Source organism: Chitinophaga silvisoli (assembly GCF_003412465.1).
GTDB lineage: Bacteria > Bacteroidota > Bacteroidia > Chitinophagales > Chitinophagaceae > Chitinophaga > Chitinophaga silvisoli.
Map to the genome: position 1 here is coordinate 647618 of NZ_QTJV01000002.1, position 16607 is coordinate 664224.

The following is a 16607-nucleotide window of genomic DNA, read 5'->3' on the forward strand; positions in this document are numbered from 1 at the left end:
CGTAGGTATTCCGCAGATAATCCGCCTCTTTTAGAATGCGGGTTATTGGCGAGATATATGCGGGTTATCTGCGGGTTATCTGCGGGATATCTCCCTTAGAAGCTAGGCTTGTCTTAGTACAGAAAAACCTACAGTTGACCTTGTATGCAGAATTAGCTTTACAGGTTGGAGCTTGATTCAGCAAGCGCTTTACAGGTGTAAAATACTCATTACTTTGTTTCCTTTCTTCCATTTTGAGGACAAAGCGCCCTCTTTTGTATGTGCCTCATTGGGTGTCAGGTAGTTACAACTCATGTGCGGTCTGACACGGTTATAAAATACAAAGGGATGGGCCTTTAGGCCTGGCCTAATATAGGTTTAAACAATGATTAATGAATCCTGTTTGCTTACTCGCAGCGATACCGGGATTTGCGCATTTTCTTTAACATATCCTTAAGGGTCTTATACATTACTTTTAAAGGCAATAAAGTACCTGTATGCCTGAAGCTTTACCCATAGAAAAAGAGATCATTCGTTTGTTTGACTACACCTTACATCCTTCATCCAGTCAGCGCTTATATGATATCTTTTCGGGGCCACGCTTATCATTTTCTGCCATAATGGAGCGACAGCAATTATTACAGGCATTTTTATTTCACTGGGAGCGGATCCTGGGGTTCACCTATCATAAGGCAGATTTACAGGAGGTGTATCAATTCACCACCTATATAGAACTGCCTGAAAGCTCTATCTTTCAATACTTTGGAAAGGACAAATACCAGTTGCAGGGCAGGTGTATGCAGACAATCCGCCTGCTGAGGAATATCTATGGGAAATACCTTTTACCCTTGTTGGGCAGGCCATTGCTGGAAGATTTTGCCGGACCGGCAAAGGCACTTTATGAGGCACTGGAGATGGACAAATTACCGAAGGAGCCGACTTTCCAGCAGATCTTCGCTTTTGCCCGTAAACTGGTGCAGTGCAGGGAACAAAATATTACCGCAAAGTTCTGGGATTCCCTCTTTGAATATGAGGCCTGGTGGTCCCTGGCGATGGGAACGCGGAAGCATGGATTCTCGCTTCCGAGCTTTTCTGCGGACCATTTTGTGATAGAACAATTCTGGCATCCCATGGTGGAAAATCCGGTCAAAAACAACCTGCAGACGACCTGTAATATGATTGTATTGACGGGCCCTAACATGTCAGGGAAGTCAACGACACTAAAGGCAATCGGGCTTTGTGTGGCATTAGCGCATTTAGGGCTGGCAGTGCCGGCAGAGAATTGCCGGATCCCATTTTATGACCAGGTATTGATTGCAATTAATGTGACGGATGACCTGAAGAATGGATTTAGTCATTTTATGCAGGAGATTGTGCATCTTAAAAATACGGCCATGCAGGCGAAGGAAGGACAGCGGTGTTTTGCGATCTTCGATGAGATCTTCAGGGGCACGAATATAGATGATGCTATGGATGTGACATATACTACCATTATGGGTTTGAGCCAGTTTAAGCAATGTCATTTTATTATTTCCACCCATTTGTATCAGCTGGCGGGTATGCTGAAAGCGGAGGTTTATGAACCTTACCAATTGCGGGCAGGCATACGGGATGGCGTACCAGTGAACGCTTATCAGCTGGATAGGGGATGGTCTGACCTGAAGTTCGGCAGACTTATTTTTGAGCGGGAGGGATTGACGAAGTTGCTGGAATAAGGGTTTTTTGAAGTGAGCAGAGGTTTAAATGGTCCTTGCTGTAAAGTTATTTGCCAATCCTCGCTGCGGCAATTCAGTTCATGATGAGTTATCGCTATTGCAGGCTGCAAAGTTATTTGCCAATCCTTGTTGCGGCAATTCAGTTCACGGTGAGTTATCGCTATTGCAGGCGGCAAAGTTATTTACCAATCCTCGCTGCGGCAATTTTCCTATACGCTCTCAGGTATTTATTTAACCTGGCTACATCTTTTTCAGTGACTTCCGGTATGCGTTTTACATCCATATTATCAGTGAGGTCATTCATCTTTACCGCACAGGACAATGGATTTTGCAAGGTCCTGTTTACAAAATGATCGTAGTCTTCATCTTCAGATAATTTGGTGACACCTTTTAATGCTTCCAGCAATTCAGGTGTTACGCCTTCGGCAGCGAGTTGTTCAAAAGTCCAGTCAGTATCTTCCACTACATCATGTAACACACCTACGATTTTTTCTTCGGGAGTAATGCCCATATTCATGACTCTTAATACATGTCCAATGTAGGGGGCTCCGTACTTATCTTTCTGGCCGTGATGGGCTGTTACGGCAATCTCAATAGCTCTTTCTAACGTTATCATAAAAAAGTTTTTCAAAATACTCTTCGGGGAAACAGACCATCAAGGTAGTAAATAAAATAATGACAATATCATCTTCGGATTAGAAAATGAGGAAGGCGCAAGCACTGCCTATGGCCATGGCAGCGGGGTGATCATATGGTGCAGGATAGTACGACCCCAGATTATGTTCTTTTTAGCCTGGCCAGTAAATAGCATACTATCACCAGGAAAAAGATATTTACACCTGTCGCGGATCTATATGCCTGCAACCATTGCTGCCACGTGGGAGTGTCACCCAGCAACTGTAAAAACAAACCGCCCGTAATACATATTCCCAATGCAATAGAAATCTGTTGAAACGTAACATAAGTACCTGCTGCTGTAGCGGCCAGTGATACAGGAATTTTCCGCAATGAGAGCGTTAATAATGAGGGTAGCACAGCACCACATCCTAATCCATACAAAAACAAAATCACGACAAATAAATAAGCGCTTGTTGTAATAAACAGTATATGCATGAGCAACATCGCAATCATCAATAATACACCTGTCTGCAATATTCTTTTCCCATATACTGCGACTAACTTTATAGAATAAAGTGCAGCAATTACAAAGCCTGAACCTTGTGCTACGAAATATATACCCGTCAGGCCGGAACTCAATCCCATTCCTAATTGCAGCATCATGGTATTCATAAAAAAATAAGAATCCTGTACAATGAAATAGGCGACGACAGCACCAAGTCCGATATTAAAATCTCTGTTGCGAAATAATTGCAGATCTATCAATCCATCTTTTTTTCGCTGGCTAAAAGTAAATAGTGTCAGCAATAACAATGATACAGGAATTAATATGATACTCCATAGTGGCCAGGCTGTTTCTCTACCCCTGATGAGTGGATAGATCAATGCCATTAATCCGCTACTGAGTAGCAATATTCCTGCATAATCCGGTTTCCCTTTTATGGTTGGTGCAGGTTCTTCCAGGTAGGATTTTGCGATAATGACGGCTATCAATCCTATCGGCAGATTCACGATGAAAAGCCATCTCCAGCCAGCGATTTCAGGGAGCAGGCCCCCTAAGGACTGGCCAGTTACAGAAGCGATTCCTCCAATAGCGCCATATACACCCAGTGCTTTGGATCTTTCATGTTGTTCCGGAAATAAGAGTTGAATAAATGCGATACTCTGGGGAACCATAAAAGCGGCAAAGGCTCCCTGCAAAAACCTTCCTGTATTAAGTTGCGTGGCGGTTTGTGCAGCCGCACAGCAGGCAGATGCGAGCGTAAATAATAACATGGACCAGATGAAGATCTTTTTATGTCCATAGTAATCGCCCATTCTTGCACCGGTGATGAGAAAGATGGCGTGACCCAATAAGTAGAGTGCCATTATCATCTGGCCATCCCCATTTGTGCCATGGATGCCAGCCTGGATAGCAGGCAATGCCACATTCACAATGAACAGATCGAGTACGGATAAAAAACTGGCAGTGCAGACAATATAGAGCGAGGCCCGGCGATACGACATAATACGTTACTTTTAGATGGACAAAATTGGGCTGGGCCTGATTGTAAATCAAGTAGTGTTGTAGAATGTATTAGGTATGAAAAAAGATACTATTGCACAGCGTCAGTCGCTTATCTTAGGAAAAAATGCGGATTTTGACAATCCAATGATGAATGCTCTGCAGGCGATAGGAGGGAAGTGGAAGTTGTTGCTGCTGGATAGTATACGGAAGGAGTGTCCGAAGCGGTTTGGGGAGTTAAGAAAAGAGCTGGAATATATTACGCATAGTACATTGACAGCACAGTTGCGGGAGCTGGAAAGAGATGGAATATTGGTAAGAGAAGTCTTCCCCGAGGTACCGCCACGGGTGGAGTATAAACTGACGGAGCTGGGGAAGCAACTGATACCGGTGATGGATGCGCTTTGCCGCTGGGGAGAGGAGTATGGAAAGCAGTTATAGACCTAAAATGCGTTCAGCATTTTTATATTTTAACTTCTCCTGGTCAGCGACAGAAAGACCGGTATTGTTCAGGAATTCTTTGCCCGTTTCGTTTGTACTAAAAGGGTAGTCGACGGAGAATAACAGGTTGTCAATTCTATTGTGTCCAATGCCAGTCGGAATGGTGGCTGGGTGAAGAAGCCCATCCCCAGCCATAGCAGGCGAGGGCTTCTACGAATCCTTCTTTGCCTGACAGGTTGTTGTAATAGATATCGGCAATGCCTTTGAGAGGTATATGCCTGGAGGAATGTAGAGAGGTACGTTTAATTTTCCGCGCGTTCGAAGATAGGGTCGAACATGGCATGATCCTGTGACCTCCTGATTATGAGTCAGGTGGTTTAAAAAATGGGAAGCCTAATATTTAGACTTCCCATTTAAATTGACAATTTAATAATGATATCTACATTGTAGAATTAGAATAGCATCATCCAATACTTTATACACTAACCGATGCTCTTGATCTATTCTTCTCGACCAGCAACCCGTCAAATTTTCCTTTAACGCTTCTGGCTTGCCCAAACCTTCAAATGGCTGACGCATTGTATCTTTTATCAGCTCATTTATTTTTTTAAGGATCTTTTTATCTGTTTTTTGCCAATACAGATAATCGTCCCAACCATTTTGGTCCCAACTTAATTTCATTAATCATCGATTAATTCATGATCTTCACTAATACCATTATTTGCTCTCTCAATCGCCTCCATTAAGCGAATTCTGTTTTTCTCAGACTTCATAAGGTGTAGCGTTTCTAATATGGAATTATATTCTTCCAAAGAAATAATCACAACACTTTTATCTCCACCTCTTGGCACAATAAGCGTATCATGATTTTCCGTCACGTTATCCAAATGCGCCTTAAGTTGCTGCCTAAATTCGCTATAGTTTACAACTTGCATAAACACGTTATTTAACAATATGTCAGTATAAGTACATTTATACGTACTTAATTCAGTACAAAAATATTAATTTTTTTCAATTAAACAAACAAAAAAGCCTTAGGCTATGCGCCTAAGGCTTTATCTTCGTGCTCCCAACAGGGCATGATCCTGTGACCCCCTGATTATGAGTCAGGTGCTCTAACCAACTGAGCTATAGGAGCTGTTCTTTTCAGAACGAAATTATATATGTAAACTTTCTCGGGTCCCTTTGCGGGACGGCGAAATTACTTAAAATTTATTCAATTTAACCAAACCAAGAGTAAAAAATTTTATTCCAGCTCCTCCGCCTCTATATAGAAATTCTCATCATCTATCTCAAAATCCGCCGCCGCCTGGTTATGAAGGGTCAGCATCTTCCATTCCAGCGTAGGATAAATAAAATCCCGCCCTTTTACCCTCACCGGCATCCGGAAACCAGGAACATCTGCCACCCATCGATACCTGACCCTTAGATCTGCGCCTTTTTCTGCAAGCTCGTATTCCAAACGCGGAATGTTGGTATAATGCAGGTACTGCCTGAAAAAATAATGATAATCTTTTCCTGTAAAGTCACAAATAAACTGCTCCAACTCTTCAGCAGATAAGGTCTGGTAGCGGAAATGCTGCTGAATAGCCGGAAGTAATCGCTTCCAAAGCCCTTTATCATTGATCACGTTTTGTAAGGTAAACAGCATCAGGCTTCCCTTAGTATACATGTCATCAATGTCATAAAATATGTCATTCACATTGTAAAACCCTGTCACCGGCCGTTTGTTCTTCACCTGCTGCCGCTGTTCGTTCAAAAAATCCCGCATCATCGTATCTCCAGCCCGGCAACCAGCATATACACTTTCTGCATAGGTAGCAAAGGCTTCATGGATCCACATATCTGCTATATCCTTACAGCTGATATTATTCCCCCACCACTCATGCGCAGCCTCATGCCAGACGACAAATGCAAATTCAGGATGAGGATCTGCAGGAATCCGGCCTACACAAACACCACTCTGGTGTTCCATAGGATAAAGGCTTTCTACCAGCGTAAAACCGTCCTTAGGGAAAGGGTAGGGGCCAAAATGCTCCTCATAGCAGGCTAACATAGCAAGGATCTCGCTGAAGTATACTTTTGCCTGTTCCAGGTGATAAGGCATGACGTAATAGTTCACACCATGATCTGTGTAATGCGTGTATTTGCCAATACTGAAGGTGACATTGTAATTATTGATAGGATAGCTCACCGCCCATTCATACCTGGTTTTATGGCCAGGCAGCGGCACCTGGCGCTGTAAACGGCCATTGGAGACTTCTGAAAAACCTTCAGGCACCGTAATCCAGATCCGCATGCTATCCGGTTCGTCAGATAAATGATCCTTGCAAGGCCACCACAGACTAGCCCCTGAACCCTGGCAAACCACCTGGGCCCATGGATTGCCCAAATCATCTTTATCCCATAGTACACCGCCCTTCATGCTGATACTCTTGTCAGGCACCTGGGGAGTGCCTTCATAATATATAGTGATTTCCTGTTCTTCGCCAGCTGGTTGCTGCCCCGGAAACTGAATAAAGACGGCATTTGCTTCACGGGTAAAATTCAAAGACTGCCCTTTGAACAGGATTTTCTGAATAAGCATATTTGCATATAGGTCTACCTGCATCTTGTCGAAAGGTGACAGCACTTTATAACGAATGAGGCTATTGCCACTGATGAAGTGCTTATCCAGGTCGACTTCCGCATCGAGATGATAAAAAGTCACGTCATAGCAGGAGCGGAGCGGGGACAGCATTCCCCTGAGTGTATCTGCACGGGTAAAATTCTGCGGCTGCCAGGAAACAGTTGAATCCCGGAAACTATCCGGAGTAGGGGGATTTAAAAAAATTTTATCCCGGGAAAGGGAATCCCGTGGGGTTAAATTCTTTTCAGCTGACACCGAATTGACCGAAAGCAGAAAATCCGCCCGCCAGGGTGCATCTTTCAACCCCCGCTTATTACTATTAATCACCGATTCCCAATGCCGCCTCACATTATGGAGGTAATATTTCCCATCCTGCTTTTGATAATCCATCTCCACCCTAATCTGCTCAAACTTTATCGAAGCCCTCAAATACGCCGCCATCATGGAATATCTAATCCCTCCTCTACCATGCCTGTTTACATGCCTGATTCCAGCCGGACTCGCCACCAGTTCACACCTTACAAGCGCCAGACTGGCTGTATCAATAAATAAGCGCCCTCTCACAAACCCCTTCTTATTATGATTCCTGGGCACCACGGCGATCACCAGCTGATCTTTCAATAAAGTATCCAGATAATAATTGTAATAACGGAAATAAACAGGGTTCAAAATTGAGTATTTAGTCGCTGCGTATTTAATTATGTCTTCATGCAGCGCACCCCCAGGCGCATTATTGATATTACTGATCCAGCTGTAGAAGGCAAAATCCCGGCTTGAAAAAGATTGCTTCCGCCCATATTTCACCACCTTCCACTGATCACCTTTTATTGCAAGTTCAGATTCATTGAAATTAAGTGTATCCCCTGCCAGGCGGATATTTTCCTGGTAAGAGGCGGTCATTGTAAAACTACCTGTATCATAATTCCGGGGAATTGCGGCAAGCATCTTTCTGACAATTTCCAATACCTGGCCGGGGCGCACTGCCACTTCTCTGAGGTTAACAATCTGGGCAAATACGGATGCAGGAAACAACAGGAGAAACAAATACTTCATGGAATCTTTTTTCTCCAAAGCAACAGGAATACCCGCCACCAGTCCACTCAAATCCGGATTTGATCATTCATTTTGATATATTCTTTAGGCGACATTCCCACCATATTTTTGAATGCCCGCTGAAAGGTAGGGAGGGAATTAAACCCGCAATCCAGGGCAAGTCCCATAATCGTCAGGTGCTCAAAAGCAGGATCTGACACCCTTACTTTGAACGCCCCTATGCGATATCCATTCACAAATTCACTAAAACTTTTATTCAAATGCTGGTTCAAAACTGCCGATATAGTCTTGGGTGGAACTGCGATATGTTCAGATAATAAAGTAAGATTCAGTGATGGGTTGAGAAATAAGTGATCTTCCTCCATTGCCTTTTTCAACAGGGGCACGACTGTGGAAACCAGGTGTTCTTCCGGGGGGATAGGGGAGGCCTTTATCTCCCTTTCCGGCATCAATAAGCCTTTGATGCCTAATAAGTATAGCAACACGACCATCGGAATGTACACAGGATACCAGTCCACCGTATCCAACACCTTATCTGTCAGCTGAGGTATTACATAGGGTATTAAATAAAGCAGCCACACTGCCTGGAAAGCCATGAACACTCCTGTGAACTGTTTCATCCATTTCAGCCGATCCTTTGCCAGGTTAAAACCTTGCAGGTGTAGGTAGGCAAAAAACAGGTAAACTGTAATCGATGCCCAGCGGGGAATATCAGCATACACATTATAGGTGTCGATAAATTCTCCCCATGGACGGCCATTATTTGCAACTACCCCTGCCTTAACGCCCAATACAAACACCAGGGCAGTTACCTGGGGAACCACATCTACTACCACCGGCCAGAAGTGCAGGCGATCCCGCCGGCGCAGACGGAAGTCCGGATCCGTAACCGATCTGACATAAAAATAGATCAGTGGCCCGATGGGCATCACGATGATCAAAGGCAGGAAATTCAACGCAAAGCGAATGATAGCAGGAAGCCGGGACACGCCTGACAGGTACATATTCAATACTGCCAGGGTAATGAGCAGGATCAGGATGCCCAGCAGCCGGTTAGCATATTTGTTTTTATGAGAAAAGAAAAGTAACCCGCACATAATGAACCCCTGCAGGGTCCCGGACAACATCAGTGTATTGAAAGCAGGATGCATGGAACCAGGTTAAACTACCTGAAAATAAATAAATTTTTCGGGCATAGACATTAATTTGCAATGAACAGCAATAGCATTCTAAGTATGAAAGGCATTAAAAATATCATATTCGATCTCGGCGGTGTTATCCTGAATATTGACTATCAGGCTACATATAAGGCATTTGCAGACCTGGGGGTGGCAGACTTTACCAGTCTGTATAGCCAGTTCAAAGGCAATAAGTTATTCGATGACCTGGAAACGGGGCGGGTAAGTACTGAAGAATTTTTGACAGAAATGCTGAAACATACCCCTGAGGGTACTACAGCGCAACAGATTGTTGATGCCTGGAATGCGATGCTGCTGGACTTTCCGCTACGCAGGTTACAGTTACTGCAGCAATTGAGGCAGCATTACAACCTGTATTTGCTGAGTAATACCAATGCCATCCATCTGGCAGCGTTTAATAAAATCCTGGAAAACAGCAGGGGAATACCTTCTCTGGCGGAGTTTTTTGATAAAGCATACTATTCTCATCTGATTGGCTATCGCAAACCAGACAAGGAATCTTATCAGCTGGTATTGGATGAGAACGGGTTGAAACCTGAAGAGACCTTATTTATCGATGACACCCTTCCAAATATAGAGGGGGCTACAGCGGTCGGTGTGCAGACCATTCATCTCCTTGCACCCAGGACCATTACAGACATATTCAGATAGGGATTACTTGATTTCTTCAAAATCGAGATAATCACCCTTATCTGCTTTGGGCTTCGTCTGCTGGCTGCCGAAATTATTCGGCTGTTGTTGCTGATAATACTGTTGTTCCTGTTCGTATTGCTGGCGCATACGGTCCTGGATGTCACCCATCTGGCGGCGCACCTGCTTTGCTGTCTGGTACATAGGCAGTACCAGGTTAAATACGAACTTATATAGTATATATCCTATAATAAATGCGATGATAATGCTAATTGGACTCATAGCACAAATGTAGCCCTTAATCCGGTTCAGGGGCAGAAAAATGGGGGTATTTTAGGATTCCTTTAACAGGCAGGAAAATTTCCCCCGGGAGTGGGGAAAAAAATTTCCTCCCGGGAGGAAAGGTTCATGGCAGCGTATGGTTGCCGGTCCATTCTTCCGGGGAAAAAAGCAGCGCCAGCAGGGCTGGCGCTGAATAAGCTTAGTACTGTTTGATCAGGGCAGCGGCTTCCATAGCAGCCACTTTATTGTATTCCCATGCCAGTTTGCGGTGGTTTACAGCATCTACGATAGTTCCCACAATGCAAAGTCCGCCTGTGAAGAAGTACAGGATTCCCATACCTATCTGGTTGAGTATGAAGCGGTGAATACCGGCGAAGCAAACGAGCCCTACCAGGCAGCAGATGAGAACGGTCTGTGGATCTTTGCGGCGGCCCTGGTACAGGGCCATAAACTTGCGTTTATTGTCTTCGTTGTAGTCTTTGGTAAGTTCCTGAAGCCACAGGAGCTCTTCCTGATCGATGCCAGGTAACATGGCAAAGGAGAAATCGGTCATGTATGATTGTTTTTTAGTCTCAACTGTGATCTACCGATCTGAAAGGTTCTATGCAAAAGTACCGCTACCGCAAACGGGCTTAACACATGATGATGGATTGCATTCTTCAAGTCCCCATGTAATAAATAATGAATGCCATGTCCCAATCCACACCCCGGGCACCAGGTAAATCCGAGCCATTTGAATGGGCAGAGACTAAAGGTGCCATCTGCAGCCGGATTCATGCAGTACAATAAGATTAACGCTACCGGCCATATGATCAACTCTATGTTAATGCGTTGTATGTATTGAATAATCGACATATAACAAACGGTCCCACGAAGTTATTAGATTTTGCCGTAATCTGTGTAGGTAGTGGATTTCCTTATGTAAATTATTTCGTACAAGTTAAAGAAAATGTGCTTTGATCAAAATAAAATCCTAATTTTGCATAGGAAAATGATTCTAACGAAGGGGACTGGAAGTCCCCTTCTCGTTTTTTGTATGGCAAACGAACAAGTGATAACAAGCATCCGGGAGCATGCAGATGCTATGCTCGCTGAATATCCGGAATATTTCGTGGTCGATATCAGGATTAAGCCCACTAATAATGTAAAGCTATTTGTGGATGGTGACAGTGGTGTACCTGTGGAAAAGCTGGTCTCATTCAACCGCAATTTGTACGCAAGGCTGGAAGCCGCGGCGTTGTTTCCTGACAACGATTTCTCGCTGGAAGTCTCTTCCCCCGGACTGGACGAACCTTTGAAACTGCACCGTCAATTTGTCAAGAACATTGGTAGAAAAGTAGCTGTAACCCTGCTGGATGGTTCCGAAAAGGAAGGCACCCTGCTGGCGGCTACGGAGGGGGCCTTGACGATAGAAGAGACGATTGGTAAGAAGAAAGAGAAAAAAACTACTGACATAAACCTTAACGAAATCAAGCACACCAAAGTGTGCATCGTGTTTTAAAATATATAATATAAGCAAAACATGGCTAGTATTAATCTGATTGAGTCATTCACGGAGTTTAAAGAAGCGGAAAACATTGACCGTCCTACGTTAATGAAGGTGTTAGAAGATGTGTTTAAAACACTTCTCCGTAAGAAATATGGCTCTGATGAGAATTTTGACGTGATTGTAAATACTGAGAAGGGTGACCTGGAAATATTGCGCCGCCGTACCATTGTAAACGATGGTGAGGTAGAGGATGATAATGCACAGATCGCTTATTCTGAAGCCATTTTAGTAGAACCGGATTACCAGGTAGGTGAGGATTTGTACGAGGAAGTTGAGATCATGGATTTTGGCCGCAGGGCCATACTGGCTGCGAAGCAGACATTATCTGCCCGTATCGGTGACCTGAAAAAGAACATTTTAGTTAAGAAATATGCGGATAGGGTAGGTGAAATTGTAACAGGTGAAGTGTACCAGGTTTGGAAAAAAGAAGTTTTATTGCTTGATGATGAAAGGAATGAGTTAATTTTACCTAAATCTGAACAGATTCCTACCGATTATTTCAAGAAAGGTGAAAATGTAAGGGCAGTAGTAAAAAAAGTGGAGATGAAGAACAATGCTCCGCTCATCATTCTCTCCCGCACCCATCCTACCTTCCTGGCTAAATTGCTGGAAATTGAAGTTCCGGAGATCTTTGACGGCCTGATTGTAATTAAGAAAATCGTTCGTGAGCCCGGCGAAAGAGCTAAAGTGGCAGTTGAATCTTATGACGACCGTATCGACCCTGTAGGCGCCTGTGTGGGTATGAAAGGAAGCCGTATCCATGGCATTGTACGTGAGCTGCGAAACGAAAATATTGATATCATTAACTATACTGCGAATATTCAACTGCTGATTCAGCGTGCTTTGACACCTGCGCGTATCAGTCGTATGGAAATAGATAATGATAATAAATATGCATCCGTTTTTCTAAAGGCAGATCAGGTATCCCTGGCTATCGGTAAGAAAGGGGTTAATATCAAATTGGCCTGTGAATTGACCGGATATGAAATAGATGTATTCCGTGATGAGGAACAAGAGCAGGCTGAGTACGATATTGACCTTTCCGAATTCTCAGATGAGATCGAAGAATGGGTACTGGATGAACTCAAACGTATTGGTTGTGATACTGCCCGTAGCGTATTAGACCTGACAGTTGAGGAACTGGTACGTCGTTCAGATCTGGAAGAAGAAACTGTAAAGGACGTGAGAAGGATCCTGCAGGAAGAATTTGACAAAGAGTAAGACCGCACCACCACTTCCCCGGGATGTGGGCTTACTTGACAGGATTTTTTTTAAGTTATTGTTAATTGTTAAAAAGGAGTCCCGTTGATAAACGGGAAAAAAGGGGAGGCCCGAGATTACAATATGCCTGAAGTAACAAACAACACGCCGCGATTGCTGGCAGCAGCGAAAGAGTTTAATATTGGAAAGGAAACGTTGATCGACTTCCTTTCTAATAAAGGCTATGACATGGATGGATTTGGTTCACCCAATGCACGCCTGACCTCTCAGATGTATACCGCCCTGCAATCTGAATTCCAACAGGACAAGGCTAACAAGCGCAAAAGCGATCAGATAGCCCTGCCCAAAGGAAGCGTGTTAGATGCAATGAAGAAGAAGGAAAAAGAAGAAGCAGAAGCAGCCGCTAAGAAGAAAGAAGCAGCTGCCAAGGAAGAGCAGCCCACAGCCCCGGTAGCAGAGGTCCCAAAACCAGAAGCTAAAACTGAACCTAAGCCTGAGCCTAAGGTAGAACAACCTAAGGCCGAGCCGAAGCCCGAACCAAAACCGGAGCCGAAGCCTGAGCCTAAACCAGAGCCCGTAAAGGCCCCGGTTGCCGAAGTTCCTCCTGTAGTGGCGAAGGAAGAGGTAAAACCGCAGCAACCACCTGTAGCCCCTGTCGCTGAAAAAGCGCCGGAACCAAAGGCACAGCCGGAAGCGCAGCCTGAAAAGAAACCAGACGCACCAAGAATCAATGGTCCTAAGATCATGGGCACCATCGACCTCGATGCACTGAACAGACATAATAAAAAACCTCAGCCTGTGGCCGCTAAAAGGCCTGAACAGGAAGAGAAACCACCGGTTGCAAAACAACCGGAGCCGGTAGCTAAGGCCCAAGAGCCAGTACAGGCACCTCCTGTACAACAGCAAACTACTCCTCCGGTACAAACTCCTGTAGCGACAGAAAAACCTGCCGAACCAGCAGTAAAACCCACACCGGTACAACAACAACAACCAATAGAAAAAGAAAAAATTTCAGCGCCTGCTGCTGAAAAAACTGCTCCAAAAGCTGTAGAAGAGAAACAGGCGCCAGCTACCGAAAAACCGGCAGCTGCTCAGGAAAAAACAAAAGAACCGGCTGCAAAAGAACCAATTAAGCCGGCCGCACAGCATATGGACGTAGTTGCAGCAGCAGATATCACATCTGAGCAAGATGACAGCACCGGTTCTGCCGTGATATCAAATATTCAGGCAGAAAAACTCACCGGTCCTAAAGTCATCGGAAAAATTGATCTCCCTGTTCATCAGGAAAGAAGAGACCGTGACACTAAAGGCAATAATAACTTCAACCGCGGTGGCAATAACAATAATGCCGACAACAACCGTAAACGCAAGCGTATTATTGTAGAAAAGAAACCTGAGCCTATCCAGCCAGGTGATGAAGCCAACAAGGGCGGCGAAGGTAACCGCGGTAATCATGGTGGTCAGCATGGCCAGGGTGGTAACCGTGACGGTAACCGCAACTTCAACAGGGATAACCGCACCGGTGGCAACCGTGATCATAGCCACGGCGGTCATAACAATAATAATAATAACAACAACCGTCCGGGTGGTGGTCCTAGCAGACCACATACCGCACCTAACCGTGACAACCGCCCAGGTGGTGGTCCGGGAGGTCAGGGTGGCAATCGTGGTCCGGGTGGTCCAGGAGGTCAGGGCGGCAATCGCGGTCCGGGCGGACAGGGTCATCAGGGTGGCAATCGCGGCCCGGGTGGACAAGGCGGTGGTTTCAACCGTGGAGGTGGCCAGTATGGCAATCGCCCAGGTGGTAACAACTATAATAACCGTAACGCTAAGCCGGAAGATAAGGAGATCGACAAAAACGAAATCCAGAACAAGATCAAGGAAACCATGGCCAAGATGGGAGGTGGTGGAAACCGTGGCAAAAACATCAAGGCGAAACAACGTCGTGAAAAACGTCATGAACGTGCAGAACACGAAGCAAACCAGGCAGGCGAAAACAACAAGCTCCAGGTTACTGAGTTCGTTTCTGTAAGTGAACTGGCCAACCTGATGGATGTAAGCTTTGCCGAGGTAATCTCAAAATGTATGGGGCTGGGTATCATGGTATCCATCAACCAGCGTCTGGATGCGGAAGTAATCGAACTGGTAGCCGGCGAGTTTGGCTACGAAGTTGAATTCATCGGTGTCGATGAGTCCGACGAAATGGAAGAAGAAGAAGTACAGGACAATGAAGAAGATCTGGTACCAAGAGCACCGATCGTTACCATCATGGGTCACGTTGACCACGGTAAAACTTCATTGCTTGACTATATACGTAATGCAAATGTAGTATCTGGCGAGGCCGGCGGTATTACCCAGCACATCGGTGCTTACCAGGTAACTACCTCTACCGGTAAACGCGTCACCTTCCTCGATACCCCAGGTCACGAAGCGTTTACCGCGATGCGTGCCCGTGGTGCCAAGGTAGCAGATATTGCAATCATAGTAATCGCTGCGGACGATGCTATCATGCCTCAAACACGTGAAGCAATCTCCCACTCTCAGGCTGCTGGTCTGCCAATGATCTTTGCGATCAACAAGATCGATAAAGAAGGTGCCAACCCTGAGAAAATCAAAGAACAACTGGCAGGTATGAACCTCCTGGTTGAAGATTGGGGTGGTAAATTCCAAAGCCAGGAAATCTCAGCCAAGAGCGGTCTGAATGTAGACATATTGCTCGAAAAGATCCTGCTCGAAGCAGAACTGCTGGAACTGAAAGCTAACCCGAACAGGGAAGGCTCCGGTAGCGTGATCGAGGCTTCTCTCGATAAGGGTCGTGGCTATGTAGCTACCCTCCTTGTTCAAAATGGTACCCTGCGCCAGGGAGATACCATCGCTTCCGGTTCTAACTTCGGTAAGATCAAGGCCATGTTCAATGAACGCGGTCAGCGCGTAGACTCTGCCGGACCATCTGCACCTGTACAGGTGCTGGGTCTGAACGGTGCTCCACAGGCCGGTGAGAAATTCAAGATGTACGAAAATGAATCTGAAGCGAAGGAAACAGCTAACCGTCGTGCACAGATCATACGCGAACAGGGTATCCGTACCAAGAAACATATCACACTGGATGAAATTGGCCGCCGTCTGGCACTGGGCAACTTCAAACAGCTGAACGTAATCATCAAGGGTGACTTCGATGGTTCTGTAGAAGCGCTGAGCGACTCCCTGCAGAAACTGTCTACCGAAGAAATCGTAGTGAGCGTGGTTCACAAAGCCGTAGGTCAGATCACAGAATCCGACGTATTGCTGGCTACCGCTTCCGACGCTATCATCCTCGGCTTCCAGGTTCGACCTTCTTCTCAGGCTAGCAAACTGGCAGAGAAAGAAAACATCGAAATCCGTACTTACTCCATCATCTATGACGCTATCGATGAACTGAAGAGCGCGATGGAAGGTATGCTGGAACCGAAGATTGAGAAGAAAGTGGTTGCGAACGTGGAAATCCGCGAAACCTACCGCTTCGACAAGGTTACCGTTGCAGGTTGCTTCGTACTGGATGGTAAGATTACCCGTAACACACGTGTCAACCTGGTACGTGAAGGTATCGTAATCTACACCGGCGAACTCCAATCCCTGAAACGCTATAAGGATGATGTGAAGGAAGTAGCAGCCAATATGGAGTGCGGTCTGAGTATCAAAAATTACAGCGACCTCAAGGTGGGCGATATCGTGGAAGGTTTCGAAGAAGTTGAAGTGAAACGTACGCTCTAATGCAGCCTGAATAAGGCTTTTACAGCAATAAAATTTT

The 16607-nt window shown here is 45.3% G+C and carries 16 protein-coding genes and 1 tRNA gene; 6 read left to right on the forward strand and 11 right to left on the reverse strand.

The window, feature by feature from the left end:
* Positions 1–476 precede the first annotated feature (476 nt).
* The gene (locus DXN04_RS08785; protein ID WP_116852966.1) at positions 477–1694 is read left to right on the forward strand and encodes a MutS-related protein; all 1218 of its coding nucleotides are present in this window, start codon (positions 477–479) and stop codon (positions 1692–1694) included.
* A gap of 178 nt (positions 1695–1872) precedes the next feature.
* Here the strand turns inward: DXN04_RS08785 and DXN04_RS08790 are convergent, their stop codons facing one another.
* Together DXN04_RS08790 and DXN04_RS08795 are read right to left on the reverse strand one after the other, a co-directional pair.
* Positions 1873–2310 carry an HD domain-containing protein gene (locus tag DXN04_RS08790; RefSeq protein ID WP_116852967.1) on the reverse strand — a complete coding sequence of 146 codons (438 nt, stop codon included), beginning with the start codon at positions 2308–2310 and terminating at the stop codon, positions 1873–1875.
* A gap of 161 nt (positions 2311–2471) precedes the next feature.
* The gene (locus DXN04_RS08795) at positions 2472–3818 is read right to left on the reverse strand and encodes an MFS transporter (protein WP_116852968.1); all 1347 of its coding nucleotides are present in this window, start codon (positions 3816–3818) and stop codon (positions 2472–2474) included.
* Positions 3819–3894: 76 nt separating this feature from the next.
* On the opposite strand from DXN04_RS08795, the gene DXN04_RS08800 reads away from it, so the two are divergent.
* Positions 3895–4257: a winged helix-turn-helix transcriptional regulator gene (locus DXN04_RS08800; RefSeq protein WP_116852969.1), complete on the forward strand. Its 363-nt coding sequence runs from the start codon at positions 3895–3897 to the stop codon at positions 4255–4257.
* Positions 4258–4393: 136 nt separating this feature from the next.
* On the opposite strand, the gene DXN04_RS35185 is transcribed toward DXN04_RS08800, so the two are convergent.
* The 6 genes from DXN04_RS35185 to DXN04_RS08830 all read right to left on the reverse strand — a co-directional run bounded on the left by DXN04_RS35185 (position 4394) and on the right by DXN04_RS08830 (position 9090).
* Complete coding sequence (locus DXN04_RS35185; RefSeq protein WP_199415021.1) at positions 4394–4600, reverse strand: hypothetical protein; 207 nt, start codon at positions 4598–4600, stop codon at positions 4394–4396.
* An 83-nt stretch (positions 4601–4683) separates the two neighbouring features.
* The gene (locus DXN04_RS08810) at positions 4684–4938 is read right to left on the reverse strand and encodes a Txe/YoeB family addiction module toxin (protein ID WP_116852971.1); all 255 of its coding nucleotides are present in this window, start codon (positions 4936–4938) and stop codon (positions 4684–4686) included.
* A complete protein-coding gene (locus tag DXN04_RS08815) occupies positions 4938–5192 on the reverse strand; it encodes a type II toxin-antitoxin system Phd/YefM family antitoxin (RefSeq protein ID WP_116852972.1) in 255 nt (84 codons plus the stop codon). Before DXN04_RS08815 ends, DXN04_RS08810 begins: the two co-directional genes overlap by 1 nt.
* A gap of 129 nt (positions 5193–5321) precedes the next feature.
* Positions 5322–5395: transfer RNA gene (locus tag DXN04_RS08820), tRNA-Ile, on the reverse strand.
* A 108-nt stretch (positions 5396–5503) separates the two neighbouring features.
* Complete coding sequence (locus DXN04_RS08825) at positions 5504–7939, reverse strand: M1 family metallopeptidase (protein WP_147319878.1); 2436 nt, start codon at positions 7937–7939, stop codon at positions 5504–5506.
* A 47-nt stretch (positions 7940–7986) separates the two neighbouring features.
* Entirely contained in the window at positions 7987–9090 is a 1104-nt protein-coding gene (locus DXN04_RS08830) for a helix-turn-helix domain-containing protein (RefSeq protein WP_116852974.1), read from the reverse strand.
* An 84-nt stretch (positions 9091–9174) separates the two neighbouring features.
* Between DXN04_RS08830 and DXN04_RS08835 the strand changes: the two genes are divergently transcribed.
* Positions 9175–9789, forward strand: coding sequence for an HAD family hydrolase (locus tag DXN04_RS08835; protein WP_158568914.1), 615 nt, complete (start codon positions 9175–9177; stop codon positions 9787–9789).
* A gap of 3 nt (positions 9790–9792) precedes the next feature.
* On the opposite strand, the gene DXN04_RS08840 is transcribed toward DXN04_RS08835, so the two are convergent.
* The 3 genes from DXN04_RS08840 to DXN04_RS35760 all read right to left on the reverse strand — a co-directional run bounded on the left by DXN04_RS08840 (position 9793) and on the right by DXN04_RS35760 (position 10905).
* A complete protein-coding gene (locus tag DXN04_RS08840) occupies positions 9793–10050 on the reverse strand; it encodes a DUF4834 family protein (protein ID WP_116852976.1) in 258 nt (85 codons plus the stop codon).
* 199 nt (positions 10051–10249) lie between these two features.
* Positions 10250–10603, reverse strand: a complete 354-nt coding sequence (locus tag DXN04_RS08845) for a TM2 domain-containing protein (protein WP_116852977.1) — start codon at positions 10601–10603, stop codon at positions 10250–10252.
* Positions 10600–10905, reverse strand: a complete 306-nt coding sequence (locus DXN04_RS35760) for a DUF2752 domain-containing protein (protein WP_116852978.1) — start codon at positions 10903–10905, stop codon at positions 10600–10602. The genes DXN04_RS08845 and DXN04_RS35760 overlap by 4 nt, the downstream gene beginning before the upstream one ends.
* A 181-nt stretch (positions 10906–11086) precedes the next feature.
* Between DXN04_RS35760 and DXN04_RS08855 the strand changes: the two genes are divergently transcribed.
* From DXN04_RS08855 to infB, 3 genes are all read left to right on the forward strand, one after another.
* Positions 11087–11551 (forward strand): ribosome maturation factor RimP, encoded by a 465-nt coding sequence (locus tag DXN04_RS08855; RefSeq protein ID WP_233525545.1) that lies wholly within the window; start codon positions 11087–11089, stop codon positions 11549–11551.
* 21 nt (positions 11552–11572) lie between these two features.
* Complete coding sequence (gene nusA / locus DXN04_RS08860) at positions 11573–12820, forward strand: transcription termination factor NusA (RefSeq protein WP_072358818.1); 1248 nt, start codon at positions 11573–11575, stop codon at positions 12818–12820.
* A gap of 123 nt (positions 12821–12943) precedes the next feature.
* Positions 12944–16570, forward strand: coding sequence for a translation initiation factor IF-2 (infB, locus tag DXN04_RS08865; protein ID WP_116853392.1), 3627 nt, complete (start codon positions 12944–12946; stop codon positions 16568–16570).
* The last annotated feature ends 37 nt before the right edge of the window (positions 16571–16607 follow it).

Coding starts and splice junctions, on each gene's coding strand:
- DXN04_RS08795 (WP_116852968.1), bottom strand. CDS start 3,818: ATGTCGTATCGCCGGGCCTCGCTCTATATTGTCTGCACTGCCAGTTTT.
- nusA (WP_072358818.1), top strand. CDS start 11,573: ATGGCTAGTATTAATCTGATTGAGTCATTCACGGAGTTTAAAGAAGCG.
- DXN04_RS08825 (WP_147319878.1), bottom strand. CDS start 7,939: ATGAAGTATTTGTTTCTCCTGTTGTTTCCTGCATCCGTATTTGCCCAG.
- DXN04_RS35185 (WP_199415021.1), bottom strand. CDS start 4,600: ATGCCATGTTCGACCCTATCTTCGAACGCGCGGAAAATTAAACGTACC.
- DXN04_RS08800 (WP_116852969.1), top strand. CDS start 3,895: ATGAAAAAAGATACTATTGCACAGCGTCAGTCGCTTATCTTAGGAAAA.
- DXN04_RS08830 (WP_116852974.1), bottom strand. CDS start 9,090: ATGCATCCTGCTTTCAATACACTGATGTTGTCCGGGACCCTGCAGGGG.
- DXN04_RS08840 (WP_116852976.1), bottom strand. CDS start 10,050: ATGAGTCCAATTAGCATTATCATCGCATTTATTATAGGATATATACTA.
- DXN04_RS08855 (WP_233525545.1), top strand. CDS start 11,087: ATGGCAAACGAACAAGTGATAACAAGCATCCGGGAGCATGCAGATGCT.
- DXN04_RS08790 (WP_116852967.1), bottom strand. CDS start 2,310: ATGATAACGTTAGAAAGAGCTATTGAGATTGCCGTAACAGCCCATCAC.
- DXN04_RS35760 (WP_116852978.1), bottom strand. CDS start 10,905: ATGTCGATTATTCAATACATACAACGCATTAACATAGAGTTGATCATA.
- DXN04_RS08835 (WP_158568914.1), top strand. CDS start 9,175: ATGAAAGGCATTAAAAATATCATATTCGATCTCGGCGGTGTTATCCTG.
- DXN04_RS08845 (WP_116852977.1), bottom strand. CDS start 10,603: ATGACCGATTTCTCCTTTGCCATGTTACCTGGCATCGATCAGGAAGAG.
- DXN04_RS08810 (WP_116852971.1), bottom strand. CDS start 4,938: ATGAAATTAAGTTGGGACCAAAATGGTTGGGACGATTATCTGTATTGG.
- DXN04_RS08785 (WP_116852966.1), top strand. CDS start 477: ATGCCTGAAGCTTTACCCATAGAAAAAGAGATCATTCGTTTGTTTGAC.
- DXN04_RS08815 (WP_116852972.1), bottom strand. CDS start 5,192: ATGCAAGTTGTAAACTATAGCGAATTTAGGCAGCAACTTAAGGCGCAT.
- infB (WP_116853392.1), top strand. CDS start 12,944: ATGCCTGAAGTAACAAACAACACGCCGCGATTGCTGGCAGCAGCGAAA.